The sequence below is a fragment of the Kitasatospora sp. CB01950 genome (assembly GCF_001905465.1).
GTDB lineage: Bacteria > Actinomycetota > Actinomycetes > Streptomycetales > Streptomycetaceae > Kitasatospora.
Genome location: NZ_LISX01000002.1, coordinates 521,523 through 547,098, shown reverse-complemented (window position 1 = coordinate 547,098; position 25,576 = coordinate 521,523). Strand labels below are relative to the sequence as shown.

General features: G+C 72.6%; 22 protein-coding genes. 15 read left to right on the top strand and 7 right to left on the bottom strand.

Annotated features, from left to right (window positions below; translation table 11 throughout):
- Positions 1-36: 36 nt before the first annotated feature.
- The 4 genes from AMK19_RS07240 (at position 37) to cyaB (ending at position 2,877) form a co-directional block, all read left to right on the top strand.
- A complete protein-coding gene (locus tag AMK19_RS07240; RefSeq protein WP_073809034.1) occupies positions 37-510 on the top strand; it encodes a hypothetical protein in 474 nt (157 codons plus the stop codon).
- A gap of 12 nt (positions 511-522) precedes the next feature.
- Positions 523-735, top strand: coding sequence for a hypothetical protein (locus AMK19_RS07235; RefSeq protein WP_143200083.1), 213 nt, complete (start codon positions 523-525; stop codon positions 733-735).
- A 188-nt stretch (positions 736-923) separates the two neighbouring features.
- Positions 924-2,303: a class I SAM-dependent methyltransferase gene (locus AMK19_RS07230; RefSeq protein WP_073809031.1), complete on the top strand. Its 1,380-nt coding sequence runs from the start codon at positions 924-926 to the stop codon at positions 2,301-2,303.
- A gap of 4 nt (positions 2,304-2,307) precedes the next feature.
- Positions 2,308-2,877, top strand: coding sequence for a class IV adenylate cyclase (gene cyaB / locus AMK19_RS07225; protein WP_073809030.1), 570 nt, complete (start codon positions 2,308-2,310; stop codon positions 2,875-2,877).
- 103 nt (positions 2,878-2,980) lie between these two features.
- Here the strand turns inward: cyaB and AMK19_RS07220 are convergent, their stop codons facing one another.
- A complete protein-coding gene (locus AMK19_RS07220) occupies positions 2,981-3,271 on the bottom strand; it encodes a GntR family transcriptional regulator (RefSeq protein WP_073809028.1) in 291 nt (96 codons plus the stop codon).
- Positions 3,272-3,438: 167 nt separating this feature from the next.
- On the opposite strand from AMK19_RS07220, the gene AMK19_RS07215 reads away from it, so the two are divergent.
- Positions 3,439-3,816, top strand: coding sequence for a hypothetical protein (locus AMK19_RS07215; protein ID WP_073809027.1), 378 nt, complete (start codon positions 3,439-3,441; stop codon positions 3,814-3,816).
- Between the two features lie 235 nt (positions 3,817-4,051).
- Positions 4,052-5,854 carry an ABC transporter ATP-binding protein gene (locus AMK19_RS07210; RefSeq protein WP_073809025.1) on the top strand — a complete coding sequence of 601 codons (1,803 nt, stop codon included), beginning with the start codon at positions 4,052-4,054 and terminating at the stop codon, positions 5,852-5,854.
- 6 nt (positions 5,855-5,860) lie between these two features.
- Here the strand turns inward: AMK19_RS07210 and AMK19_RS07205 are convergent, their stop codons facing one another.
- Together AMK19_RS07205 and AMK19_RS07200 are read right to left on the bottom strand one after the other, a co-directional pair.
- Positions 5,861-6,532, bottom strand: a complete 672-nt coding sequence (locus AMK19_RS07205) for a lysophospholipid acyltransferase family protein (RefSeq protein ID WP_073809024.1) — start codon at positions 6,530-6,532, stop codon at positions 5,861-5,863.
- Positions 6,533-6,767: 235 nt separating this feature from the next.
- Positions 6,768-8,948 (bottom strand): bifunctional glycosyltransferase/CDP-glycerol:glycerophosphate glycerophosphotransferase, encoded by a 2,181-nt coding sequence (locus tag AMK19_RS07200; protein ID WP_083646551.1) that lies wholly within the window; start codon positions 8,946-8,948, stop codon positions 6,768-6,770.
- An 821-nt stretch (positions 8,949-9,769) separates the two neighbouring features.
- Between AMK19_RS07200 and AMK19_RS07195 the strand changes: the two genes are divergently transcribed.
- The 4 genes from AMK19_RS07195 (at position 9,770) to AMK19_RS07180 (ending at position 11,814) form a co-directional block, all read left to right on the top strand.
- Positions 9,770-10,039 (top strand): hypothetical protein, encoded by a 270-nt coding sequence (locus AMK19_RS07195; RefSeq protein ID WP_073809022.1) that lies wholly within the window; start codon positions 9,770-9,772, stop codon positions 10,037-10,039.
- 214 nt (positions 10,040-10,253) lie between these two features.
- Positions 10,254-10,676 (top strand): YjbQ family protein, encoded by a 423-nt coding sequence (locus AMK19_RS07190; protein WP_073809021.1) that lies wholly within the window; start codon positions 10,254-10,256, stop codon positions 10,674-10,676.
- 87 nt (positions 10,677-10,763) lie between these two features.
- A complete protein-coding gene (locus AMK19_RS07185) occupies positions 10,764-10,985 on the top strand; it encodes a hypothetical protein (RefSeq protein ID WP_073809019.1) in 222 nt (73 codons plus the stop codon).
- A gap of 16 nt (positions 10,986-11,001) precedes the next feature.
- Positions 11,002-11,814: an alpha/beta fold hydrolase gene (locus AMK19_RS07180; RefSeq protein WP_073809018.1), complete on the top strand. Its 813-nt coding sequence runs from the start codon at positions 11,002-11,004 to the stop codon at positions 11,812-11,814.
- A gap of 11 nt (positions 11,815-11,825) precedes the next feature.
- On the opposite strand, the gene AMK19_RS07175 is transcribed toward AMK19_RS07180, so the two are convergent.
- Both AMK19_RS07175 and AMK19_RS07170 read right to left on the bottom strand, forming a co-directional pair.
- Positions 11,826-14,864, bottom strand: coding sequence for an AAA family ATPase (locus tag AMK19_RS07175; RefSeq protein ID WP_073809016.1), 3,039 nt, complete (start codon positions 14,862-14,864; stop codon positions 11,826-11,828).
- 22 nt (positions 14,865-14,886) lie between these two features.
- A complete protein-coding gene (locus tag AMK19_RS07170; protein WP_073809015.1) occupies positions 14,887-16,059 on the bottom strand; it encodes an exonuclease SbcCD subunit D in 1,173 nt (390 codons plus the stop codon).
- Positions 16,060-16,287: 228 nt separating this feature from the next.
- Here AMK19_RS07170 and AMK19_RS07165 point away from each other — a divergent pair, with 228 nt between their 5' ends.
- The 3 genes from AMK19_RS07165 (at position 16,288) to AMK19_RS07155 (ending at position 18,889) form a co-directional block, all read left to right on the top strand.
- Positions 16,288-16,881, top strand: coding sequence for a hypothetical protein (locus tag AMK19_RS07165; RefSeq protein ID WP_198953234.1), 594 nt, complete (start codon positions 16,288-16,290; stop codon positions 16,879-16,881).
- Between the two features lie 193 nt (positions 16,882-17,074).
- Positions 17,075-17,671 (top strand): TIGR03086 family metal-binding protein, encoded by a 597-nt coding sequence (locus AMK19_RS07160; protein ID WP_073809013.1) that lies wholly within the window; start codon positions 17,075-17,077, stop codon positions 17,669-17,671.
- A 420-nt stretch (positions 17,672-18,091) separates the two neighbouring features.
- On the top strand, positions 18,092-18,889 hold the full coding sequence (locus AMK19_RS07155) for an SGNH/GDSL hydrolase family protein (RefSeq protein ID WP_073809012.1): 798 nt from the start codon (positions 18,092-18,094) through the stop codon (positions 18,887-18,889).
- Positions 18,890-19,016: 127 nt separating this feature from the next.
- Here the strand turns inward: AMK19_RS07155 and AMK19_RS07150 are convergent, their stop codons facing one another.
- On the bottom strand, positions 19,017-20,144 hold the full coding sequence (locus AMK19_RS07150) for a polysaccharide deacetylase family protein (RefSeq protein WP_073809010.1): 1,128 nt from the start codon (positions 20,142-20,144) through the stop codon (positions 19,017-19,019).
- 141 nt (positions 20,145-20,285) lie between these two features.
- Positions 20,286-22,109 carry an AMP-dependent synthetase/ligase gene (locus tag AMK19_RS07145; RefSeq protein ID WP_073809009.1) on the bottom strand — a complete coding sequence of 608 codons (1,824 nt, stop codon included), beginning with the start codon at positions 22,107-22,109 and terminating at the stop codon, positions 20,286-20,288.
- 349 nt (positions 22,110-22,458) lie between these two features.
- Here AMK19_RS07145 and AMK19_RS07135 point away from each other — a divergent pair, with 349 nt between their 5' ends.
- Both AMK19_RS07135 and AMK19_RS07130 read left to right on the top strand, forming a co-directional pair.
- A complete protein-coding gene (locus tag AMK19_RS07135; protein WP_073809006.1) occupies positions 22,459-25,158 on the top strand; it encodes a sensor histidine kinase in 2,700 nt (899 codons plus the stop codon).
- The gene (locus tag AMK19_RS07130; protein WP_073809004.1) at positions 25,155-25,574 is read left to right on the top strand and encodes a roadblock/LC7 domain-containing protein; all 420 of its coding nucleotides are present in this window, start codon (positions 25,155-25,157) and stop codon (positions 25,572-25,574) included. The genes AMK19_RS07135 and AMK19_RS07130 overlap by 4 nt, the downstream gene beginning before the upstream one ends.
- The last annotated feature ends 2 nt before the right edge of the window (positions 25,575-25,576 follow it).

The following is a 25,576-nucleotide window of genomic DNA, read 5'->3' as shown; positions in this document are numbered from 1 at the left end:
AGAGCCAAGGAGCTAACCAGCAACCAAGGGGCCATCGTGGCAAACCGCATGCTGCGCGGGATCGTCAAGGAACGGCGCAGGGAGGCAATCGAGGCGGGCGAAGCCTTGCGCGAAGTCTTCGAGGAGATCGGCGTTCCGCTCCCGGGGCTCACCATCGACCCGCGGGAACCGGTCACGGGTGATGTGCGAGTGAGTCCGGGGCGAATCGCGGCGAACGACGTGCTGATGGTCGTTGGCGTGCTGAGGGATGGGCTCGCCGCCCGCGATGCCGCGGTCAACTCGGTCACTCCGATGCCCTGTCCCAAGGTCGGTGACTTGGTGGTGGACACGGCGGCGGGCCGGTGCGGGACGTTCCAGGACGTGGACGGCGACCGGTGGCGTCTCGCCCCGGTGTTCGGCGACGGCGAGCCGTGGACGGCCGACCCGCATACGGTGCGGAGCGCGACCCTCAACGAACTGGTGCGGGTGGGCATGACGGCAAAGGTCAGCCACCACCAGAAGGCGGGGTAAACCGTGACGCGCTTGACGGCTGTGACGGGCGTAGTGGCGCTCGGCTCCGCCGTGTCGGCGGGTGGGGCGCTCGCCTTCGCCATGCTGGCACCGGATGACGGGGTGCGGTGGGTGGCGTGCTTCGTCGCCCTGGCGGTCGCGATGGTCGGTTGCTCATTCGGCCCGGACTGGTTCGAGTCGTGGCAGCGCCGCAGACGGGCCCGCACCGGCGCCCCGAGCCGCTGACTCCGAAGCGTCGTTCACAGATTCCCGCCAACGCCAGTCGCCACCTTCACAGACACCGCCCTACCCAACGGGCGGTGCCGGTTTCGGCGTCGGACAGCCGAGATCGGCAATCCCGCCCCGGGCGTACAGCACCAACCCCCGCGCCCGGGGCGGTCATCAATCGCCAACTCGATTCATGGGGTGGGAAGTTGAACGGTTCGAAGTTCGCCACCGAGGAGAAGGCCAACGCCGGCTATCTGGACGTGGCCGCGAACGCTCACGGCGAGGAAAAGGGACTGCTGACCTACCAGGCGTTGCAGCGGATCGACACGGAGCGCCCGCGTGTGGTCGAGATCGGCCCCGGAGGCGGCTCCGCCGTGGACTACCTTGCCTCGCGGCTCGCCACGGACAGCAGGGGCGGAACGGTGGATCTCACGCTGGTCGAAGTTCCCGGAGTGCAGTCCGCGACGTTGGCGGATGCCATGGTGAAGTACCGGAAGTCCGGCGGTCCGGTGGAGTTGATGGCTGGGTTCGCACAGGATCTCGGGTCGCTGCTTTCCGAGCCGGTGGACGTGATCTCGGCGTCCGCGCTGATGCACGAGGTGTACAGCTACGGCGGCGGGTACGGCGGACTTCACGACGTGATACGGACCCTGCCGACCGTGCTCCGGCCGGGGGGCCTCTTCGCGTACCGCGACGTGTACGCCGTCGACGCCGAGTCGCTGCACGTCCGGGTAACTCAGACATACGACCGGCGACCGTGGACCCAGTTCCTGCGCATGTTCCTGCCCTTGTACCTCAGCGACGGAACGCACCCCTACCACGGTGCCCACGACGAAGTGGTGATCCGGCAGGACTCCCGACTTGCGCCACTGCGGGACATCGCCCCCGACCGCCCCGTGATCGTCGGCGCCCCGGTGGGGGTCTGCCGCGAGGTTCAGCGGCACTTCATCACGATGCGCGACTGTGCGTGGCGGTCCGGTGTGCTCGGCTTCTCGCCCTACCTCGACGGCCAGTTGGCGGCCGACTGGAACAGCCGGCGCGCCGGACACAAGCAGGTGCACTACCGACTGACGGAAAGCCGCCTGTCCGAGTCGCAGCGCGGCATGATGCTGGCGCTCAGCGAGCCGTTCGGAGACCACCTGACGGTGGACGGCGACGTCTTCGACATGTGCTCGGACATTGCCCTGTCCCGCTTCCTGGCGCTTGCCGAAGCTGGCGACGACCAGTGCCGCCCGGTATGGGAGGCGTGGTGCGTCCGTGAAGGTCGAGAGACGTACGCCTACCTGACGCTGGACGCGCTGCTGTCCGCGGTCGCCGTCAGCTCCACGGAATCGACCGGCAGCGACCCGACCATCCTCATGCCGGTGCACGTGTCGGACGTGACGCGCCGCAATCGCACCTACTACAACCGGTACTTGCAGCGCACCCTGTCCAATCCGCTGCGCGACGCCAAACAGCTCGTGCTTTTCTCGAACATTCGGCTGTCCGACACGGACCGGCTCCAGTCGGCGATGGACGCCATGCAGCGATGGTGCAGCCGCTCCACGCTGGCTCGCGTGTACTCGGCGGCCAGTACGGCAGGATGACGGCATGTCAGATTTGACGGAGATCGAGCGCAAGCGGGAACTCCCCGACCGGCAGGCACTGGCGGAACTGCTGATCGAACTCGGCTACACGGCCGACGCGCCCGTGACGGAGGTGGACACCTACTACAGCCGACCGGACGTGGACTACATGGCGACAGTCGAGTGCCTGCGGGTCCGCCGCCGAGACGGTGCCGCGGAGGTGACGTACAAGCCCGCGTCCACCGGGACCACGCACAGCGCGGACGACGTGGTGTCCAAGACCGAGACGAACGTGATCCTCGCCGAAGCCGACCAGGCTGCCGCAGCCGAACGGCTGCTCGCCAACATCGGCATGCGTGAGCTGGTGCGTGTGGTGAAGACCCGGGTCACCTACCGGCACCCCGACCTGCCGGGCGTGACCGTGAACATCGACACCGTCGGCGGGGCCGGGGTGTTCGTGGAAACGGAAGTCCTTCGGGACACCGCCGCCGGCGCGGTCGAGCTGATCGGAGAGGTGGAGAAGTCGTTGGGGATCTTCGGGAACTCGACAGTCTCCCTCCCGTACCGCGATCTGGTCATGCGGGCGGGAAGCTGACTTCGGCCCCGATGCTCTGCGCGTGGGGCGCGTCCGCATGAGCAGTAGCGGGCGGGGCCTACGTGTCTGCCCTCGCCGCTAGCCGGGAGCGCAGACCACTCTCCTACGCCCCGTCCCGCCGGTGAACTTCGGCAGGGCGGGGCTCGCTGCTGCCCCGGGCTGCCACGTACGTGCCGCGCTGGGGCACGGTGTAGACCCACCCCTCTTCCCGGAGATACCGGACGGCATTCCGGGCTGTCTCACGGGCGACCCCGAAGCGCTGCGTAAGTGCGGACTCTGACGGGATCTTCCTGTCGGCAGCCAGCGCGTTGCGCTCAATGTCGGCGATGATCAACGCCGCAATCTGCCGGTAGACCGGAGTAGGCGCGTCGTGGTCGATCTCGGGTTGGTCCATGACTTCAAGCGTAGACAGCCACAGTTGTCCACCTTTGGTTCTATACGTCTATAGGCGTCGATAGACGTAGGTAGACAAGTTGAGTACGGTCGGGGGCGACAAAGCCCCGGTAACCGGTCCTACGCGGTTACCAGGGCAAGAGCCGAAGTCCCCGGGAGGACTCCGACATGACCGACCCTATCGGGTGGACGCTGTGCACGTTCCTGCCCCTACTACTGGCCAGCGTCGTGGCCTTGACGCTGTCCGGCGTCACCGACGAACCGACAGGCGCACCCCAAGAGCCCTTCCGCGTCGACGTCGCGGGGAACCGGCTCCCGAGCTGGGCCACCTATGACCGGCCCGTCGATATGGACGCACGCCGAAGGCAGGCCATGTTCGACGCACACAGCAGGACGGTTGCAGAACGGTTGGCGCGGGAGCAGCACAGGGCCGTTCTCCGGGCACAGGTTGAGAACCTGTCCCGCCATCGCGCCGAGCTGTTTGCCACCGCGTACGAACTCCCCGATCTGGCCGGGTTCGAGCACGACCTACGCCGCACCGCCTAGTGCGACCCGAGCCCCGTCCGGCATCGTCCGGACGGGGCTTCCGCTTGTCAGGGTTGGGCACTCTCACCACTTTCAAGGGTGTAGGGTCCACCCCCGCGCCCCTGTCGGTGCTCTCCTTGGTTGTGTGCTTCCGCTTGCGGAAATATCACGTTCGGCAAAAAGGTTAGGTTTGCTAATGGTGAGTGAAGCTCGTTAAGCTCGCCATGCCCTGTCCGCCGACCGTCTGGAGGTCTCCGTGCGATTGAACCGGATCGACTGGGAGCCGCCCGAGGGGGCGGAGAAGCAGCCGGCCCAGGTGCGGCGGATCGTGGGGCTGTTCAGGCCGTACGCCGGGCGGCTGGCCGTGGTGGGGCTGTTGGTGGCGGCGTCGGCCGTGGTGTCGGTGGTGACGCCGTTCCTGTTGCGGGCGGTGCTGGACGTCGCGATTCCCGAGCGGCGGACGGGCCTGCTGACGCTGCTCGCCCTCGGGATGATCGCGGCGGCCGTCATCACCAGCGTCCTCAACGTCCTGCAGACGCTGATCTCCACCACCGTGGGCCAGCGCGTCATGCACGACCTGCGGACGTCCGTCTACCGGCACCTGCAGCGGATGTCGCTGGCGTTCTTCACCCGGACCCGCACCGGCGAGGTGCAGTCGCGGATCGCCAACGACATCGGCGGGATGCAGGCCACCGTGACCGGCACCGCCACGTCGCTGGTGTCGAACCTGACGGCGGTGATCGCCAGCGTGGTCGCCATGGTCGCCCTGGACTGGCGGCTGACGATCGTCTCGCTGCTGCTGCTCCCGGTGTTCGTGTGGATCAGCCGCCGGGTCGGCCGGGAGCGGAAGAAGATCACCGGGGAGCGGCAGCGGCAGCTCGCCAAGCTGTCGTCCGCAGTGCAGGAGTCGCTGTCCGTCAGCGGCATCCTGCTCGGTCGCACGATGGGGCGTTCCGCCTCGCTGACCAAGGAGTTCGCGGATCAGTCGGACGAGCTGGCGGCCCTGGAGGTGCGCTCCAGCATGGCGGGCCGGTGGCGGATGTCGACCATCGGGATCGTGATGGCCGCGATGCCCGCGCTGATCTACTGGGCGGCCGGCCTGGCCACCTCGGCGGGGGCGCCGATCGTCTCGCTGGGCACCCTGGTCGCGTTCGTGTCGCTGCAGCAGGGGCTGTTCCGGCCCACCGTGAGCCTGCTCTCCACGGGTGTGGACGTGCAGACCTCGCTGGCGCTGTTCCAGCGGATCTTCGAGTACCTGGACCTGCCGGTGGAGATCGACGAACCCGAGCGGCCGGTCCACCTGGAGCGGATCCGGGGCGACGTGCGCTTCGAGGACGTCGAGTTCCACTACCGGGCCGACCAGGACCGTCCCACGCTGGCCGCGATCGACCTGACCGTGCCGGCCGGCGGCTCGCTCGCGGTGGTGGGCGAGACGGGGTCGGGGAAGTCGACGCTGTCGTACCTGGTGCCGCGGCTGTACGACGTCACCGGCGGGCGGGTCCTGATCGACGGGGTGGACGTGCGGGAGCTGTCGTTCGAGACGCTGGCCCGGGCGGTCGGGGTGGTCTCGCAGGAGACCTACCTGTTCCACGCGTCGGTCGCCGAGAACCTGCGCTTCGCCAAGCCCGAGGCCACCGACGAGGAGCTGGTCGCGGCCGCGAAGGCCGCCCAGATCCACGACATGATCGCCGAACTGCCGGACGGCTACGACACCGTGGTCGGCGAGCGCGGCTACCGCTTCTCCGGCGGCGAGAAGCAGCGCCTGGCGATCGCCCGGACGGTGCTGCGCAACCCGCCGGTGCTGATCCTGGACGAGGCCACCAGCGCGCTGGACAACCAGACCGAACTCGCGGTGCAGCAGGCGCTGGACGCGCTCGCCGAGGGCCGCACCACGATCACCATCGCGCACCGGCTGTCCACCGTCCGGGACGCCGACCAGATCGCCGTCCTGGACCGCGGCACGATCGCCGAACTCGGCGCCCACGACCAGCTGCTGGCCCGCGGCGGCCGCTACGCGGCGCTGCTCGACCGGGAGGCGTTGCAGCCGGCGGTAGCCTGAGGGCGGTCAGGCCGCCTTCGGGGACTCGTTGTACTGGTCGGCGAGTTCCTGCCCGGACAGGGCCTGGATGGCGGCCATCACCTCGTCGGTGACCTGGCGGCGGGCCTTCGCGGAGCGGGCCTGGCCGTGCAGGGCGTCGAAGTGCAGCGGTTCGCCGAACCGGACGGTGATCCTCCGCAGGCGCGGAATGCGCTTTCCGACCGGGAGGATGTGCTCCGGGCCCTCCAGTGCGACCGGAATGACCGGGACGCCGGCGGTCAGCGCCAGCCAGGCGACGCCGGTCTTGCCGCGGTACAGGCGGCCGTCCAGCGAACGGGTGCCCTCCGGGTAGATGCCGAACGCCCGGCCGGAGTCGAGGATCTCCAGCCCCTCCTCCAGCGACGCGGTGGCCGCCCGGACGCTGCCGCGCTCCACCGGGACGGCGTTGATCACATGGGTGAAGAAGTACCGGGATATCGCGCCCTTGAGGCCCGTGCCGGTGAAGTACTCGGCCTTCGCCAGGAAGAACACCTGACGCGGCGCGGCCAGCGGGATCACCACGCTGTCCACGAACGACAGGTGATTGCTCGCCAGGATCACCCCGCCCTTGCGCGGCACGTTCTCCAGGCCCTCGATGGTCGGCCGGTAGACCGCCCGCGCGAGCGGCTTGAGCACGAGCTTGGTGACGAGGTCGATCAACTGGCCCTCCCTGGCCGCGAGTTCGGACCGGCCGCAGCCCAAGGGCGCAGCCCGCCGAGGGGCGAGGCGCGCGGCTCGGACGGAGGTCGGACCACTGGGTTCGAACGGCAGACTACGACATCGCCCCTGCCGCCCGTCCAGCTCCCGTCGCCATCGCGCCACTGCGATCCTCGTCACGCCCACCTGGTGGGAAAGCGCCCTCTCACCAGGTGAGACGGGTCGGTGTCCGCCGGGTCTACTTGCGGACCGGGAAGATCCGGCTGACCACCCGCTCGGCGGCCCGGCCGTCGTCCCACGGGCAGAACCGCTCCCGGAAGCGCTGCCGGGCGGCCGGCTCCGGGTCGCCCGCGAGCAGCGCCTCGGTCAGCGCGTCCTGCTCGGTGGCGACCGCGCCCGGGGGCTCCTTCATCAGGTCGAAGTAGACGCCCCGGACCTGCTGGTACTCCTCCCAGTCGGGGGCGTACACGGCGATCGGACGGTCCAGCACCGCGTAGTCGAACATCATCGACGAGTAGTCGGTGACCAGGGTGTCCGCCGCCAGGTACAGGTCCTCCACCGACGGGTGCTCGGAGACGTCCAGCAGCCGGGCCGAGCCGGGGCGGGCCGTCAGGTCGCCCGCGCCGCCGTCGTGGAAGTAGTGGGTGCGCACCATCACCGTCCAGCCGGTGCCCAGCCGCTCGGCCAGCGCCGGCAGGTCCAGCAGCGGCAGGTAGCCGCCCCGGGCCTCGCGGTGGGTCGGCGCGTACAGCGCGGTGCGCTGCCCCGGGGCGATGCCCAGTTCGCGGCGGACCCGCGCGCACTCGTCCGTGGTGGCGTGCACCAGGCGGTCGTTGCGGGGGTAGCCGGTGTCCAGGATCTGGTAGGTGCCGGGGAAGGCGCGGGCGAAGTGCTCGCTGGTGTGCGGGTTCGGCGACACCAGGTAGTCCCAGCGCGCCACCGCCTCCTTCAGCCGCTCGAAGTCCATCCCGTCCGCCGCGACCGGGTGGTCCTGCAGGTCCATCCCCATCGCCTTCAGCGGCGTGCCGTGCTGGGTCTGCACGTGCACCGTGCCGGTCCGCTTCGCCATCGTGTGCGGGAAGTTGACGTTGTTGACGAAGTACTTGGCGGTGCCCATCGCCTTCAGGTACGCCGGGGTGTTGACGATCACGTACGGCACCCCCTCGGGCAGCGTCGCGGCCCGCGCCGCGTTCTCCACCACCCACACGCCGCGCACCTGCGGGGCCAGCTCCCGGGCCTTCTCGTAGATCGCCGCCGGGTTGCAGGCGTACCCGCGGTGCCAGTACGCGGCGTACACCGCCAGGTGCTCGTCTATCGGCAGCCGCCGGAACGCGTTGTACGCGGTGAAGCGGGCGCCGCTGCGCACGGCCTTCTTCACTCCGGGCGCGACCGCCCTGGTGCCGCGCTTGACGGCGCTCGGCAGCTTGCCGCCGCGGCGCAGTTCGGCGTAGGCGCGACGGGAGCCGCGGGCGGCCAGCCGGTACTGGATGCCGCGCACGCCGGCCGGGAAGCGGTAGCCGTCCGGGCGGTGCTTCGCGAAGTGCCCGGTGATCCGGGCGAAGAACTCGGCGCGCAGCTCGACCGGGACGAGCCCCGGGGTGTCGTAGATGGTGAGGGCCTGCTTGACGGTGCGGTCGAAGACCAGGGTGCGCAGCCGGTTCGCCCGCTCGTTCCGGTCCAGGAAGGCGAAGATCGCGTCGTACTGGGCGAAGGCGTCGGCGTGCTTGGGGGAGGAGGTGGCGGTGATCGCGCCGGGGCGGCCGCGCCGGTAGCGGTAGCAGGGTCGGTCGAGGTAGACCAGCCGGTCGGCGGCCAGCAGCAGCGGGTAGGTGACGGAGATGTCCTCGTAGTAGCCGCGGCCGAAGTGCACGTCGAGGTCGAGCAGGTACTGCCGGCGCATCACCTTGTTCCACACCGCGAGCACCGAGTTGAACAGCGCCGGGTGCTCGGCGGCGGTGCAGCCGGAGACCAGCGGGGAGCCGGCCAGCACGTGCCGCCAGGGGTTCGGCTCCTCGCCGCCGTCGTGGTAGACGTGCGTGAAGTCGGTGAGCAATACGTCGGCGGGCAGGTCGCGGGTGGTCTCGGCGCGCAGCTCGGCGAGGATCGCGTCGATGGTGCCCTCGGGCAGCCAGTCGTCGCTGTCGACGAACCAGACGTAGGTGCCGGTGGCCTCGGCCAGGCCGGCGGTGCGGGCACCGCCCAGGCCCTGGTTCTCGGCGAGGTGCAGGACCCGCATCCGGGGGTCGGTGGCGGCGTGCGCGTCCAGCAGGGCGCCGCTGCGGTCGGGGGAGCGGTCGTCCACCGCGATCAGTTCGACCTCGCCGGGGGCGGCGCCGTCGGCCCGGAGCGACTCCAGGCACTGCGGCAGGAAGCGCTCCACGCCGTGGACGGGCAGGACGATGCTGAGCAGGGGTGGCACGTGCGTTCACTCCGCGAGGGGATGGGGTGGCTGCGGCGGATCCGCCCGGTCCCCGCCCACTCTACCGAGCGCCTACGGGCAGGCCTCGGGCGCGGCCGGAGCCGCGGCACCCCGGGCGCAGGTGGTCGGGGTGTCCGGGGTGCCGCGGACGGTGCACAGCGCTCACCGGCAGGAAACGCGACCGCCGGTGCCGCGCCGTGTCAGCGGCGGCACCGGCAGTCCGGTTGGCGATCCGACCGACCCTCAACGGTCGACCGCCGGTCCGTGCACCACGTCGGAGTCGGGCCGCCGCAGCGTCGAGACGGCCGGAAGTGACTCGCTGTGGTGCCGGAAGCTTGCCAGGTGATGACCAGGTGATTCGTTCATACTCGAACTCATCCGGCCGGGTGAAGGCGAGTATGACCCGTGATCCCTTGCCCATGGAAATATTGCTTGGAGGTTCTCGCGGCGTCAATCCCTCGTATGTGTTCAATTTCTGAACTCTTGGTGCCGGGGCGCGGCACCTGCGGGGGGCCGCGGGCCCGGGGGCCGGCGGGGGTCGAACCGGCGTCAGGGCGGCGGACGTTCGTGCGCCGGGCGCACCGGGAGGCCGCGGTGCGCCTGTGAACGCCCCAGGCCGCTGCGGCGTCTGACGCCCGGTCATGCTTGGATGGTGCACCATCAACCGATGCGCAGTCGTGACCGGGAGCACCGTACTCGGGTGGAGCGTCAGTTCCGTTCGCACGATACGGTGGCAGAACACCAGGACGGTTGTGTGAAGGCCGTCATAGCCGGATAGTCTTCGCCTCACGGCCCTGGCGCCTCGTAGGGGTGGGAAACAGATGGAACAGATTCAAGTGCGGACGCGGCCCCGGGTGCCCGCGATCCAGTGCGGTGTCGGCGCGACCGGCCGCCGGATCGACCGGCACCTCGCGGTGCTCGGCGCCCCCGCGCTCTCGACGGTGGACACGGCGGAAGCGCTCGGCCTGATAAGGGAACTGACGCCGCGTGGACCCAGCGTCCCCGTCGCGGTGCCCCGGCGCTCTGTGCGGGTGTCGCTGATGGCTCCGCTGCGTCGGCTCAAGCGGAGCATGTTCGGCAGCCGCGGCTGAGCGCACCGACGTGAGGACGGGCGGACCTCCGCTCGTCGGCACGAACCCGACGGACCGTGGGCCCGTCGGGCCTTCGGCGTGTCCGGGGGCGGAAGGCCCAGCCATGGCGCGCAGTTGCGATGCGCTGGCGCGCCCTGGCGGGCGGCCTTGCGGTCGGGTGGCGTTCGGCGAACACCCCTTCGGGACGGGCCGCAAGATCGGCCAGGATGGCCCCATGTCCGACACCTTCCACACCACCACACTCGACATCACCACCGGCCGCAGGGAAGTCGCCCTCGACGTCACCGACCGCTGCCACGACTTCCTCCGGGACGTGGCCGGCGGACGCGACGGCCTGCTGAACGTCTTCGTCCCGCACGCCACCGCCGGCATCGCCGTCATCGAGACCGGCTCCGGCAGCGACGACGACCTGCTCACCACCCTGCGCGCACTGCTGCCCGCCGACGACCGCTGGCGCCACCGCCACGGAAGCCCCGGCCACGGCCGCGACCACGTGCTGCCCGGGCTGGTCGCCCCGCACGCCACCCTGCCGGTGGTGGGCGGCCGACTCGCGCTCGGCATCTGGCAGTCCGTGGTGCTGGTCGACACCAACAGCGACAACCCCGGACGCACCCTGCGGCTGTCCTTCCTCGGCTGAGCCGACCCGTCCTCCCCGCGCACCTGTTGCACCGGGCCCCCGAGAGTGGGGGCGGGGCCCGGCCGGCAGGGGACGTACCCTGGAGGCATGGCAGAGGAGCAGCCGGACACCGACAGCGCGGAGCAGGTCTGCGAGGTGTCCGCCGACCCGGAGCAGGCCCGACGCGGACTGCTGCCCGGCGGGCCCGGGGAACGCGCCGCATGCGTGATCTGCGGCGAGCGGACCGAGTACCCGGCCGCGACGCCCGGCGCCACCCTCTGCCCCGTCTGCACCTGGCAGCAGGCCCAGCGCGGCGCATGCTCCGGCTGACGGCGGCCCACCTCCGATGACCGTGATCGCGCCGAGCGCCGGGCTGCTGGAACGCCCGCACGCCACCCTCGCGTTCGAGATCACCGGCGCCGGCGGGCGGCTCGCCGTGCACGCGCACGGCTCGCTCTCCAGCCGGGCCCACGAACGACGCTCCGGCCTGTTCGACTGGGCGCCGCTGACCGGGACCCACCGCCTGGCCCGCTACGACGCGCGCGGCCACGGACTCTCCACCGGCCGGCCGGTGGCCGAGGACTACAGCTACCCGGCGCTCGCCGCCGACCTGCTCGCGCTGTGCGACCACCTCTCGCCGGCCGCCCCCGTGAGCGTGCTCGGCGCATCCATGGGCGCCGCCACCGTGCTGTGGGCCGCGCTCGCCCGACCCGAGCGGTTCGACCGCCTGGTGCTGGCGATCCCCGCCGTCGCCTGGGAGGCCCGCGAGGCGCGCCGGGGCAGCCTGCGGGCCGCCGCGACGATGGTGGAACGGCGCGGGACGGGCATGCTCAGGGCCGCCGCGAAGATCGGCGGGCCGCCCGCCGTGCTCGCCGAAGCCCCGTACTACGCCACCGAGTTCGACGCCGCCGAGGCCCTCGTCCCGTCCGTCCTGCGGGCCGCCGCCGAAGCCGACCTCCCCACCCCCGACCGGCTCCGCGAGCTGCCCCACCCCACCCTGGTCCTCAGCTGGCCCACCGACCCCGTCCACCCGCCGGCCACCGCCCGCACCCTCGCCGCCCGCCTTCCGAACGCCCGCCTCCACGAAGCGGAATCCCTCGCCGACGTCCGCACCTGGGGCCGCCTCGCCGCCGACTTCCTGGCGGCGTCCCGCGGCTGAGCCCGAGGGGGTCAGGTGTCGGCGTTGGTGGTGTGGTGGGCGGTGGAGCCGTGGCGGTGCTTGCGGATGAGGAGTTGGGCGGGGATACGGGTGCGGAGATCGGCGACGTGGCTGACGATGCCGACGGCGCGGTCGCGTTCGCGCAGGGAGTCGAGGACGTCCATGACCTCCTCGAGGGTGTTCTCGTCGAGGGTGCCGAAGCCCTCGTCGATGAAGAGGGTGTCCAGGGGCATGCCGCCGGCCTCGTCGGTGACGACGTCGGCGAGGCCGAGGGCGAGGGCCAGCGAGGCGAAGAAGGACTCGCCGCCGGAGAGGGTGGCGGTGTCGCGTTCGCGGCCGGTCCAGGCGTCGACGACGTGCAGGGACAGGCCGGAGCGCTTGGTGCCGGAGACCAGGCCGTCGCTGTGGACCAGGGTGTAGCGGCCGCCGGACATCTTCAGCAGGCGCTGACTGGCCGCCGCCGCGACCTGCTCCAGGCGGGCGGCCAGCACGTAGGACTCCAGGCGCATCCGCAGGGCGTTCTCGGCGGGCGCGCCCGCGAGCAGCGCGGCGAGGCGGCTGATCCGGGCGTACGCGTCGAGGACGGGCGCGAAGGCGTCGGCGAGGACGGTCAGCGCGTCGGCGATCCGGGCCAGCGCCGTGACCCGGTCGGCGGCGGTGCGGTGCGCGGTGTCGGCGGCGCGCAGGACGGCGGTGGCGTGCTCCTCGGCGGCGTGCGCCGACTCGGCGTCTGCGGGCGGGAGTTCGGCCGCCGCCCGCAGGTCCGGGTCGGCGCGGCGGGCCGCGGCCTGCTCCAGCGCGGCGTCCAGCTGCTCGAAGTGCCGCTGGAGCGAGACGCGTCGCTGGGCGGGGAGTTCGGCGTCGGCGAGTTCCGGCAGGCCGGCGAAGCCCGCGTCGGCGGCGGCCTTCGCCAGGGCGTCGGTGGCGTCGTCGAGCCGGGCGGTGGTCTCGGCGGTGGTGCGGGCCGAGTCGAGGACGGTCGTGACGGCGGCGGCGAGGGCGTCCACCGCGGCGGCGCGGGCCGCGACCGACGGCGCGTCGCCCCGGGCGGCGGCGATCTTCCCGGCCAGCGCGTCGAGTTCGGCGGCGACGGCGCCCAGCCGGTCGGCGAGGACGGCGCCGCGCTCGCCGGCCTGCCGCAGGCGCTCGCCGCGGGCCCGGCGCTCCTGCTCCAGCCGCTCCACCTGCTGGCCCAGCGGCACCAGCCGGTCCGCGGTGTGCAGCGCGACGCGCCGCTTGGACGTCAACTCGTCCAGCAGCGCGGTGAGTTCGGCGACCGAGCGGCCTGCGGCGGCGGTCTCGGCGGCCGCCGCGTCCACCTGAAGGACGCCCAACCGGCGCTTGGCGGCGTCGAGTTCGCCCTCGGCGGCGTGCTGGGCGGCGCGGGCGCGCTGCTCGTCGGCGGCCGTGACCTGGCCGGCGGACGGGCGGGCGGGGTCCGGATGCTCGGGCGAGCCGCACACCCGGCAGGGCTCGCCGGTGGCCAGCTGGGCCGCCAACTCGGCGGCCATGCCTGCGAGTCTGCGCTCCTGGAGGTCGAGGGTGCGGGATCGGGCGTCCAGCGCGGCGTCGGTGCGGGTGCGGACCTCCGCCTCGGCGGCCGACCGCACGGAAAGGAGCCGGTGGTGGCGACGCGCCGCGTCCTGACGGGCCGTCAACTCGGCGTGCTGGGCGTCGAGTCGGGCCAGCAGGGCGTGCGCGTCACGGGCCTCGTCGAGGTCGGCGTGCAGCTGCTTCAGCTGGTCCTCGTAGCCGGCCAGCCAGTCCTGCGACTCCTCGGCGAGGTCGTCCGCGCGCTTCTGCTCGGCGGCCAGCTCGGCGCGTTCGGCGCGCAGCCGGGCGTGCCGCTCCTCGTCGGCGCGGGCCTCCGCGAGGCGGGCCGCCCCGGTGTGCAACGCGCGCTCGGCCACGGCGAGTTCGGCGGGGGAGCGGAGGTCGCCGAGCAGCTCGGCGGCCCACGGCGCGGCCGACCGGGCGGCGAGCGCGGCGCGGTGCGCGGCCTCGGCGGAGCCCGCGGCGGCGTGCGCGGCCAGCGCACCCCGGTGCAGGGAGCGCAGCGGGGCCAGCGCCTCGGCGGCCAGCGCCAGCCGCAGGCGGGCCCGGTCGGCGGCCGACTCCCCGTCGGCGGCGGTGAGTTCGGCGTGGTCGCGGGAGGCGGAGCGGTGGCGCTGCTGGCGGTCGGCCAGGGCGCGCTGCGCGTCCAGGTGCGCCCGGGCCCGGGTACGGGCGGACTCGGCGACCTCCAGCGCGAGCGCCGTCGCGGTGACGCGTTCGGCGGCCGTGCCGCGCAGCATCGCCGCCCAGGCCAGCACGTCCGACGCGGCGGCGTCCTCGCCGGGCCGGTGCGCGGCGGCGTCCTCGGCGAGCGGGCCGGCCGCCTCCTCGGCGCGGGCCGCCAGGTCGCGCAGCCGCTGCCGCCCGGCCTGCACCTCGTGCTCCTGGCGCAGCCGCCGCTCGGCCGTCCACCGCTCCAACTGCTCGAAGCGGCCGGTGTCGAACAGCTTGCCCAGCAGGTCGGCGCGCTGCCTGGAGTCCGCGCGCAGGAACCGCGCGAAGTCGCCCTGCGGCAGCAGCACCACCTGGCAGAACTGGTCGCGGCTCATGCCGAGCAGCCTGGTCAGCTCCTCGCCGGCCTCCTGGTGCGAGCGGCTCACCGCGGCCCAGCCCGGCACGCCCTCGCCCGCGTCGGCGACCCACTCGCGCAGCAACGTCTGCGCCTTGTCGAGGGTGAAACCCGAGCCGCGCTTCTTCGGCCGGGACTGCTCCGGGCTGCGGGTGATCTCCAGCCGCCGCCCGCCGAGCGTCGCCTCCAGCACCACCTCGGTGCGCCGCCCCTGGTCGGCGTGGTCGCTGCGCACGCCGTTGCTCTTGCGCGAGCCCGGCAGTTCGCCGTACAGCGCATAGCAGACCGCGTCCAGCACGCTGCTCTTGCCGGCGCCGGTCGCGCCGCGCAGCAGGAACAGACCGGACGCGGTGAGCCGGTCGAAGTCGACGCGCTCCGTCGAGGCGAACGGGCCGAACGCGGTCACGGTGAGCTGGTGCAGCCTCATCGAGCAGTCCCCTTCACAACGTTCATCGGCCGTTCTCCTCGGCCCGGTCCGCGGCCGTCCGGCGCACCGACTCCAGGCCCTCCAGCAGCCAGGACCGCTCGGTGCCGTCCAACTCCCGCCCCGGGCGGACGTGCGTGACGAAGCCCTCCACGACCTCCTGGTCGCTGCGCCCGCTGACCCGCTCCGCGTACGACCGCGCGGCGGCCTGCTCGCCGCCCTCCGGTTCGAACAGCAGCTGCAGGGTGTGCGGGAAGCGGGCCCGCAGCCGCTCCATCGGATCGGTCGGCCGGACCGGGTCGGTGAGGGTGGCCTGCACCCAGGCGTCCTCGGCCCACGCGTGGCCGTCGGCGGTGAGCAGCTCCTCCAGCCGGCCGCGCAGCCGGGCCAGCGCCCGCGGCTGCGGGCAGGGCACCCGGGTGGCTTCGACGGCGCCCTCGGCGTCCAGGTCGACCAGCCACATCGACTTGCGGTGGTCGGTCTCGGAGAACGAGTACGCCAGCGGGGAGCCCGAGTAGCGCAGGTGCGGGGCGAGGGTCTGGCAGCCGTGCAGGTGGCCGAGGGCCACGTAGTGCACCCCGTCGAACACCCCGGCCGGCACCGACTGCACGCCGCCCACCGCGATGTCCCGCTCGCTGTCGCTCGGCGCGCCGCCCGTCACGAAGGCGTGCGCCAGCACCACGGCCCGGGTGCCCGCCGGGCGGGCCGCGAGGTCCGCCCGGACGGCGTCCATCGCCGCCGCCAGCACCTGCTCGTGCCCGCCCTTGGCCAGGCCCAGCCGCTCCCGCACCAGCGCCGGCTCCAGGTACGGCAGCCCGTACACCGCGACCGGGCCGTGCGCGTCCGCCAGCAGCACCGGCTCGGCGAGCGCGCCCGGATCGGTGCGCAGGTGGATGCCGGCCCGCTCGATCAGACGGGAGGCGACCCCGAGGCGGCGCGCCGAGTCGTGGTTGCCGCTGATGAAGATCGTCGGAATGCTCCGCTCGGCCAGCCGCCACAGCACGTCGTCGAAGAGCGCGACGGCCTCCAGCCCGGGCAGCGCGCGGTCGTACACGTCGCCCGCGACCAGCACGGCGTCCACCCGCTCGGCGACGGCCGTCGCCACCAGGTGGTCGAGGAACGCGCGCTGCGCCTCGTGCAGGTTCTCGCGGTGGAAGGAGCGGCCCAGGTGCCAGTCCGAGGTGTGCAGCAGCCTCACGCCGAAGCTCCCCGCAGCATGTCTGTCACTCCCCGTCGCTTTCATGGTGGTCCGGCCGGTACCGAGTATCACAGGTACGGGTGACAGGCCGGGTCCGGAGAGGCTGCGGAGGACGTCGGGACAGGTGGGACGGTGACCCGGGTGGCGGTCGGGGCTGTTCATCGGTCGGGTGTTCGGGGAAGATCATCAGGTGGCGTGGGCGGCCGCCCGGAGTGCGGAAGGAGTGGCATGGGCATCGAGTACAGCCCGGAGATCTCCGAACTGCTCGGGCGGGTCCGACGCCGGCCGAACGCCGGCTGGCCGTGGCACCCGGGGGTCCCGGTGCCGGAGGGGCTGCCGGTGAAGCAGTCCTGGGGCTGGCTGTTCGCCCCCGACGGCCGGGTGCTCACGCTCGTCAACCCGCGCGACGGCGTGGTCGGCCTGCCCGGCGGCTCGCTGGAGGCGGAGGACGCGGGCGACCCGGGCGCCGCGCTGGCCCGGGAGGCCGGCGAGGAGGCGCAGGCGATGATCGGTCCGCCGGTCTACCTGGGCTACCTGTACGACCGGGTCGGCTCGGCGAACAACGGCCACGAGTGCGCCCGGGTCCGGATGGCCGCCGCACTGCACGGGGTCGGCCCGTCCGCGCCCGACCCGGCCTCCGGCCGCCACTACCGGCGGCTGCTGGTCGCCCCCGGGCTGGCCGTCGAACTCCTCGGCTGGGGCATGCCCGGCCTTCAGCAGGCCCGTGCGGCGGTGGCGGCGGCGGTGACGCGGCTGGGCGTGCCGGCGGCCGCCGACGAGACGATCGAGGAACTCCCGCCGGCCGGCTGCCGGCTGCGCTGAGCCTACGGGCGGTCGGGCGTCGGGCCTCCCGGGGGGGCTGTGGCGAGAGGCGCGGCGAGGAGGGATCAACTCGTCGGCGGGGGGCCGACTTTCGAGGGGAGCGAATCCGGTGCGGGGGGTGCTTGGTGGGCGTAATAAGTCAACTGCTTTTTGCGCTGATCGAGTTGGTGAATCGGTAGATACCATCCGCGATATGACGGACATTCAGGAACTCGACGCACGCGCACTGCGGATCACCGAGGCCGTGGTCGGCCGGGTCGAACCCGGCCGACTCGATCTCCCGACGCCCTGCGGGAAGTGGACACTCGGCGAGCTGCTCGCCCACATGACGGGACAGAACCACGGCTTCGCCACCGCGGCCGGCGGCGAGCTGCACGGACGCGAGGCGTGGTGGGACCGCCCGGTCGGCGACGACCCGGCCGGGGCGTTCGCCGCGTCGGCGTCGGCGGTGACCGCCGCATTCGCCCAGGAGGGCGTGCTGGAGCGGGAGTTCTGGCTGCCTGAGGTGCGCGGCGGAAAGTGGTTCCCGGGGGCCGTGGCGGTCGGGTTCCACCTGGTGGACTACGTGGTGCACGGCTGGGACGTGGCGGCTTCGCTCGGCGTCGGGGTCGCGTTCGACGAGGAGCTGCTGGCGGCCGCGCTGGTGGTCGCCGAGCAGGTGCCGACGGGTGCCGTCCGCGAGCGCGAGGGCTCCGCGTTCGCGCCCGCGCTGGAGGTGCCGGCCGGGTCGGAGGTGCTCGACCGGATCCTGCGGGTGCTCGGCCGCGACCCGCACTGGACGGCGGACTGACCCTTCGGCGGTCGCTCGGCGGTACGAGCCGTTCGGATTCCGGTACTTGACGCCCTCGTGGCGGGCGCGCACAGCGCCCCTCGCGGGGGCGTTTCGTCTGCTTCGCGCCGTTCGGGCGCTCCGAGTGCCGCCATGGGGCGGGTGTGACGGGAGTGAGGCGTGTGCACAGGGCGTCACGCCCTCGTCGCGCTCGGAAACGGGGCAAGAGTTGACGGAGTGTCAGGTGGAAAATCGGGCGATCGGACGTTCGGGCGGTGATTGGCGGGATCTTCGCAGCCCAGGTCAGGAGTGGGTCTTCGCGCGTAGCGAAACCTGGATGTCCGTTGGATGAGAGTTCGTCAAATTCTTTGGCATGACCGCTTCCCCCGGAGGCTACTGGCTGGTATCTCTGTGTGGCCTGCGTCACTCAATGGAGGAAAGATGACTCGCGTCCGTGCCATTTCCGTCGCTCTCACCGCGGCGGCCCTGTCCATCACCACCCTCGCCGCCGCCACCCAGGCGAGCGCGGCCGGCGTCAACTACGTAGCGCTCGGCGACTCGTACTCGGCCGGCGTCGGCTCGGGCAGCTACACCAGCGAGAGCGGCAGCTGCAGCCGCAGCACCAACGCCTACCCGTACCTGTGGAAGAACGCCCACGCGCCGACGTCGTTCAAGTTCGTCGCCTGCTCGGGCGCCACCACCAACGACGTGCTCGCCAACCAGATCTCGTCGCTGAGCTCCACGACCACCCTGGTCTCGCTCACCATCGGCGGCAACGACGCCGGCTTCGCCTCGACCATGCAGACCTGTGTGCTGAACAGCGAGAGCTCCTGCCTGAGCGCCGTGAACACGGCGAAGAGCTACGCCACCAACACCCTGCCGGGCAAGCTCTCCAACCTGTACGCGCAGATCCAGGCCAAGGCCCCCAACGCCCACGTGGTGGTGCTGGGTTACCCGCACCTGTACCAGGTGCCGGGCAACTGCCTCGTCGGCATCTCGGACACCAAGCGGACCGCGATCAACAGCGCCGCGGACACCCTGGACTCGGTGATCTCCAAGCAGGTCTCGGCGGCCGGCTTCACCTTCAAGGACGTCCGCTCGGCCTTCTCCACCCACGAGATCTGCGGTTCCTCGACCCAGTGGCTGAACAGCACCACGCTGCCGATCAGCGACAGCTACCACCCGAACTCCACCGGCCAGGCGAACGGCTACCTGCCGCAGTTCTCCGCGGGCGTGTGATCCCGGGAGCCGAGACGTCCGTGAAGGGCGAATGAGCCGGTGTCCGGGCCCATGGGAGGGGCCCGGACACCGGTGTTCATCAGCCCGTAAGGACCGACATCGGGTCAGCTTATTCCGGCGGCGGCGCTCAGTGCAGGTAGTCGCCGAGCGCCGCCGGCGTCAGGCCGGCCTCGCGGGCCGCGTCCAGCGCGCGCTGCAGGTCGCTCGCCAGGGTGTCGGTGAAGTGCATGATGATCACGTCGCCCGGCTGGAGCGGGCCGCCGTGGTAGACGTTCGCGGCGCCGGAGGTGAAGTCGGCGGTCGCGGTCAGCAGGTACTTGATGCCGCAGTTGGCGGCGGCCTGCTGGGTGGTCGCGTCGAAGGTGAAGTACGGCGGCCGCAGGATCGTCGGGGTGGTGCCGTAGCGCGCGGCGACCGCGTCCCGGGCGTCGCAGATCTCGGCCTGCTGCTCGGCCGGCGAGAGGGTCGTCAGGTCGCGGTGCGAGACGGTGTGGTCCTGGATCGAGGACCCGGGCGCCGCGGTGATCCGGCTGAAGTAGTCCGGCTCGAAGCCCTCCGGCATGGGCAGCGGGAACGCCGTGATCGGCAGCTTGCGGTCGGCGATCAGCTGCGCGGCCTCCGGGGTGCGGAACCAGCCGTCGTCGACGGTCAGGAAGACCACCTTGTCGGAGGTCGGCGCGTTCCAGGTGGCGTACGCGGGGGTGGGGGTGTCGCCGGTGACGTCGACGTCGTCCACGGTGATCGGGCCCTGGCCGTACCAGCCGTGCACGTACAGCTGGACGGAGGTGGTGTTCGCGCCGGTGGTGAAGGTGGTGGACAGCTGCTGCCAGCCGCCGCCGGTGGACGCCGTCCAGGCCGGCGGGACGTCGTGGCCGGTGCCGGTCGCGCCGATGAACGCGTAACTGCCGTGCACCCAGGCCCGGTACGTGTACGTGGTGCCGGGGCGCACCGCGAGGGTCTGCGTGCACTGGCCGGTGGAGTCGGCGGAGGCCGGGGTGACGGCCAGCGCGGAGCCGCCGGTGCGGGCCGCGGTGGTCACGGCGCCCTCGCCCGCGGCGCAGTGCCAGCCGGGGATCGAACCCCAGTCGGCCAGTGGCAGGGTGGGGATCTCGAAGCCGGGGTTGGTGGCCAGGTCGACCGCGGGGGTGCGGGGCGCCGCCGGGGCGTCGGCGTGGGCGGCCGGGACGGTGCCGAGGGCGGCCAGCACGGTGGCGGCGGCGACGGCCGCGAGACGGCGGCGTGCGGAACTGAGCACGGATCAACTCCATTGTGGGGAAGGAGAGAAGACGTGACTCCCGGAGGGGCGGGGGTCGGTTTCCGGCCTCACCGCACCAGGCCGGTGGCACACAATGGACTGGACCAATCCCGATGGTCAAGGGGAATGGTCGGAGATCGGTCAACCGGCGTACAACTCGTCGATGTCCCGTGCGTAGCGCTCCGCCACCGCCGCCCGCCGGATCTTCAGCGAGGGCGTCAACAGGCCGTCGTCCAGCGTGAATTCACGTGGCAGCAGCCGGAACGCCCGGATCGACTCGGCGCGCGAGACGCTGGTGTTGGCGGCCGCCACGGCCCGCTGGACCTCCTGGTGCAACTCGTGGTCGGTCAGGGCCAGTCGGACGTCCGCCTGCGGGCGGCCGCGGGCCTTGAGCCAGTGTGCGAGGGCCAGTGGGTCGAGGGTGATCAACGCGGCCAGGTACGGCCGATTGTCGCCCACCACCAGGCACTGGGCGATCAGCGGATGGGACCGGACGCGCTCCTCCAGGACCGCGGGCGCGAGGTTCTTGCCGCTGGAGGTGACGATCACCTCCTTCTTGCGGCCGGTCAGCGTCAAGTAGCCGTCCTCGTCCAGCGATCCGAGGTCGCCGGTGGCCAACCAGCCCCGGTACAGGGCCTCCTCGGAGCAGCGCGGATGGTTCAGGTAGCCGGAGAACACGCCCGCGCCGCGCACCCACACCTCGCCGTCCTCGGCGATCGCCACCGACGCGCCCGGCACCGGGCGGCCCACCGTGCCGAACTTGGGCCGGTCCGGGGGATTGGCGGTGATCGCCGCGGACGTCTCGGTCAGGCCGTATCCCTCGTACACCGTCATGCCCGCGCCGGCGAAGAACAGCGCCAACTCCCGCCCCAGCATGGACCCGCCGGACATCACCGCCCGCACCCGGCCGCCGAGCACGGCCCGCACCCGCTGGTAGACCAGGCGCTCGTACGCGGCGTGCCGCAGCCGCAGCGCGGGCGACGGGCCGGGGCCCCGGCGGTGCGCCCGGCGCTCCCAGGCGGTCGCCCACTCGATCGCGACCTGCTCGGCCTGGACGAAGGTCTCCAGCCGGCCCGCGGCCTCGGCGGCCTCCCGGGCCCGGCGGTGGATCTTCTCGAAGATGTACGGCACCGCGTGCAGGAAGGTCGGCCGGAACGAGGCCAGGGCGGGCAGCAGGCTGTCCGCGGCCAGCACGGCGTGGTGGCCGATGCGGATGCCGCCGCGCACCGCCGCGACCTGGGTGAGCCGCCCGTAGACGTGCGCCAGCGGCAGGAACAGCAGGGTGGCGGGCTGGTCGCCGCGGGTGTCGGCGAACACCTCCGACCAGCCGCTCAGCACCGCGTCCGCCACCGCCGCGAAGTTGCCGTGGGTCAGCAGACAGCCCTTCGGGCGGCCGGTGGTGCCGGAGGTGTAGATGACGCTGGCCAGTGAATCGGGCGTGACACCGACGCGTTGACGGTGCACCAGGGCGTCCGGCACGCCCCGGCCGTCCGCCATCAGCTGCTCCACGCAGCCCCGGTCCAGCTGCCAGATGCCGCTCAGCGCGGGCAGCGCGTCGCAGACCGCGCCGACCGTCATCGCCTGGTCCTCGTCCTCGACCACGCAGGCCACCGCCGCGGTCTCGGCGAGGATCCAGCGCACCTGCTCGGCCGCCGCCGTCGGGTAGACCGGCACCGGGATCGCCCCGATCGACCAGAGCGCGTAGTCGAACAGCGTCCACTCGTAACGGGTGTTGGACATCACCGCGACGCGGTCGCCGTAGCGCACCCCGCGGGTGAGCAGGCCCCGGGCCAGCGCCAGCACTTCGTCACGGAAGTGAGCGGCCGTCACCGGCTGCCAGGCGCCGTCCGCCCAGCGGGACAACTGCACCAGCCGCGGTTCGCGCTCGGCCCGGTCGAACACCGAGTCGGCCAGCCCGCCGGTCACCGCCGAGCCGTCGAGCGCGGGGCTGCTGATCTCTCGCACGGTACCCCCGTTCCGCCGATCCCGCCCCGGTTCGCACAGGCGCAGGGCGGCACCGGCGAAGCTACCCGATCAGGGCGGTGCTGCCCAGAGTCACCGTCCGGCGACACCCCGCACCGGGCACAGTGCCGCAGGTCGGGGCCCTGGAGGCTCCCGGCTCGAAAATTAAAGGACGATCCGGACAACACACGATCACAATGCAAATTCACCCTACGAACGGATGGTCAGGAGGTAGTAGGCTCGCGGCTCTCGTACCCCGTCGTGCCCCTCCGTACCCCGTCGTACCCTGCCCCCTGCCCCCGGCCGCTCGTGCCCGGCGACCACACCGACCGAGGACCACCAGAGGACCCACATGCGCCTGCGCCGCAGCTCGATCCGCGCGAGGATCATCGCGCTGCTCCTGGTGCCCATCGCGGCGCTCAGCGGCCTGTGGGGCTACTCCACCCTGATCACCACCGGCGACGTGTGGAGCCAGCTCGACATCAGCGCCACCTACAAGGCCTTCGGCGGCCCCGCCGACCAGTACGCCGACGACCTGCGCATCGAACGCGGCGCCGCCGTGCTGCGCCTCGCCGACCCCGGCAACAAGGACTTCGCCGACGCCTACCTGAAGTCCCAGACCGTCACCGACCGCGACCTGCAACTGCTGCGCTACCAGAGCACCAGCCGCGACGCCGGCAAACTCAACGGCGACCAGCGCGCCCGCATCCAGGACATCCTCTCCGCCGCCGACCAACTCGCCGCCATCCGCAGCCAGATCGGCCAGCACCGGACGGCCTGGGAGAGCGCCCTCGACGACTACAGCGCCCTGATCAGCCCGGTCTTCGCCTTCCGGTCCTCCTTCGTCGCCAAGGAGAGCGGCACGCTGCCCCGCCAGGGCATCATCCTGGTCGAACTCACCCGCGCCGCCGACTACCTGGCCCAGGAGACCGCCGCGATGCGCGCCCTGCGCGTCGGCAGCCCCAACGTCGCCGCCGACGCCCGCAAGCAGCAGATCGCGCTGGACGCCATGCACGCCCAGCAGACCCTGTTCCGGGTCTACGTCGCCGAACTCGACGCGCAGGACCGCAACGACTACACCGAAGTCCGCAGCACCCCCGCCTGGAACGCCCTCACCAACGCCGAGAAGGGCTTCGACGACGCCTCCGACCGGGCCGTCTACGTCCGCTCCGGGCAGACCGACTCCTGGGGCGAGAACTCCGACCGGGTGATCGCCGACATCGGCGTCATCAACACCCACCTGGTCGACAAGATCGGCGAACAGGCCCACGCCTACGCCGTCAACGCCCTGCTGCGCGGCGCCGTCGCCGGCCTCATCGGCCTGCTCGCCGTGGTGCTGTCCGTCGTCGTCTCCTACCGGATCGGCCGCCGCCTGGTCCGCGAACTCGTCGGCCTGCGCAACGCCGCCGCCGACCTGTCCGCCACCCGACTGCCCTCCGTCATGCTCCGGCTGCGCCACGGCGAAGCCGTCGACGTGGTCGCCGAAGTCCCCCAACTGGAGTTCGGCGCGGGCGAGATCGGCCAGGTCGGCCGGGCCTTCAACGAGGTGCAGCGGGTCGCCGTCGAAGCCGCCGTCGAACAGGCCGAACTGCGCCGCGGCGTCTCCGCCGTCTTCGTCAACCTGGCCCGCCGCTCCCAGGTGCTGCTGCACCGCCAGCTCACCCTGCTCGACACCATGGAGCGCCGCACCGAGAACCCGCGCGAACTCGAGGACCTGTTCCGCCTCGACCACCTCACCACCCGCATGCGCCGCCACGCCGAAGGCCTGATCATCCTCTCCGGCGGCTCGCCCGGCCGCGCCTGGCGCAAGCCGGTCCGGATGGTCGACGTGGTGCGCGCCGCCGTCGGCGAGGTCGAGGACTACGCCCGGGTCATCGTCCGGCCCTTCCCCGGCACCGGACTGCTCGGCTCCGCGGTCGCCGACGTCACCCACCTGATCGCCGAACTCGTCGAGAACGCCACGGTGTTCTCCCCGCCGCAGACCCAGGTCACCGTCCAGGGCGAGGTCGTCGCGCACGGCTTCTGCCTGGAGATCGACGACCGCGGCCTCGGCCTGAACGAGCAGCACCTCGGCGAGGTCAACCAACGCCTCGCCGTGGAGCAGGAGTTCGACCTCACCGACACCGACCGGCTGGGCCTGTTCGTGGTCTCCCGACTCGCCCGCCGGCACGGCATCCGGGTCCACCTGCGGCCCTCGCCGTACGGCGGAACCTCCGCCGTGGTGCTGATCCCGCGCGAACTGCTCGCCGACGCCGCCGAGATGGCCCCCGAGGCCGCCCGCCCCACCGCCGAGGACCCCGCCCACCGCCGCGCCCCCGGCACCGCCGAACCCGGCCGGGCGCACGCCGCCACCGGGCGCGCGCACGCCGCGCCCGGCAAGGCGCTCGGCGGACCGCGGCCGTCCACCGCAGACCCGTCCGCGAAGCCCGGCGGGCTGCCGCGGCGGCGAACTCCGCTGCAGGAGGACGCCGTTGAGGGCGCGGAGGGGAAGGGGCGGCACCGGCGCACCGAGAGTGCCGCTGCTGCGGTCGGACCCGCTGCGGTCGGTCCTGCCGCTGTCGGTCCCGCCGTCGAGGTGCCCGCGTTGCCCGCCGCGCCCGCCGCGCCCGCCGCCGGGCCGTCCCCGGTGGCCGGGGGCCTGCTGCCGCGCCGGGTCCGGCAGGCCAGCCTCGCTCCCCAACTGCGGGCCGGGGCAGCCCCGGAGGCCCCCGAGCCGGCCCGCGAGCGCAGCCCCGAGGAGGCCCGCGCCGCGTTCGCCTCCTTCCAGCGCGGCTTCGCCCGCGGCCGCGGCGACCGGCTGCAGCCCGCCTCGCTGACCGTCGTCCGCTCCGAGCCCGACCCCGCGGGGCCCTCCCGGGTGCCCGGCCCGCCCGCTGCGCCGGTCGTGCCGCAGCTCGGCCGGCCGCCCCGGCTGCGGATCGCCCTGCCGTCCGCGCCGGTGCCGCCCGCGCTGCCGGCCGCCCCTGTCCGCTCCACCCCTGTCCGCTCCGTCCCCCCGGCGCACCAGCCGCCGGACGCACCGCCCGCACCAGCAGAAGGAACCGAATCATGACCGCAGCAACTCCGCCGTCCGGGAGCCTCGACTGGCTCCTCAACGACCTGGTCGGCCGCGTCGCGACCCTTCGGCACGCGGTGATCCTCTCCAGCGACGGCCTCGCCACCGGTGTCTCCAGCGGCCTCGGCCGTGAGGACGCCGAGCACCTGGCCGCCGTCGCCGCCGGCTTCCACAGCCTCGCCAAGGGCGCCGGCCGGCACTTCCAGGTCGGCGGCGTCCGCCAGACCATGGTCGAACTGGACGAGGCCTTCCTGTTCATCACCGCCGCCGGCGACGGCAGCTGCCTCGCGGTACTCAGCGACGCCGAATCCGATGTGGGCCAAATCGCCTACGAGATGGCACTGTTGGTGAAGCGCGTCGGCGAGCACCTGGCCGCCGAGCCGAGGACCGAGACCACTCCGCCCGGGAGATGACC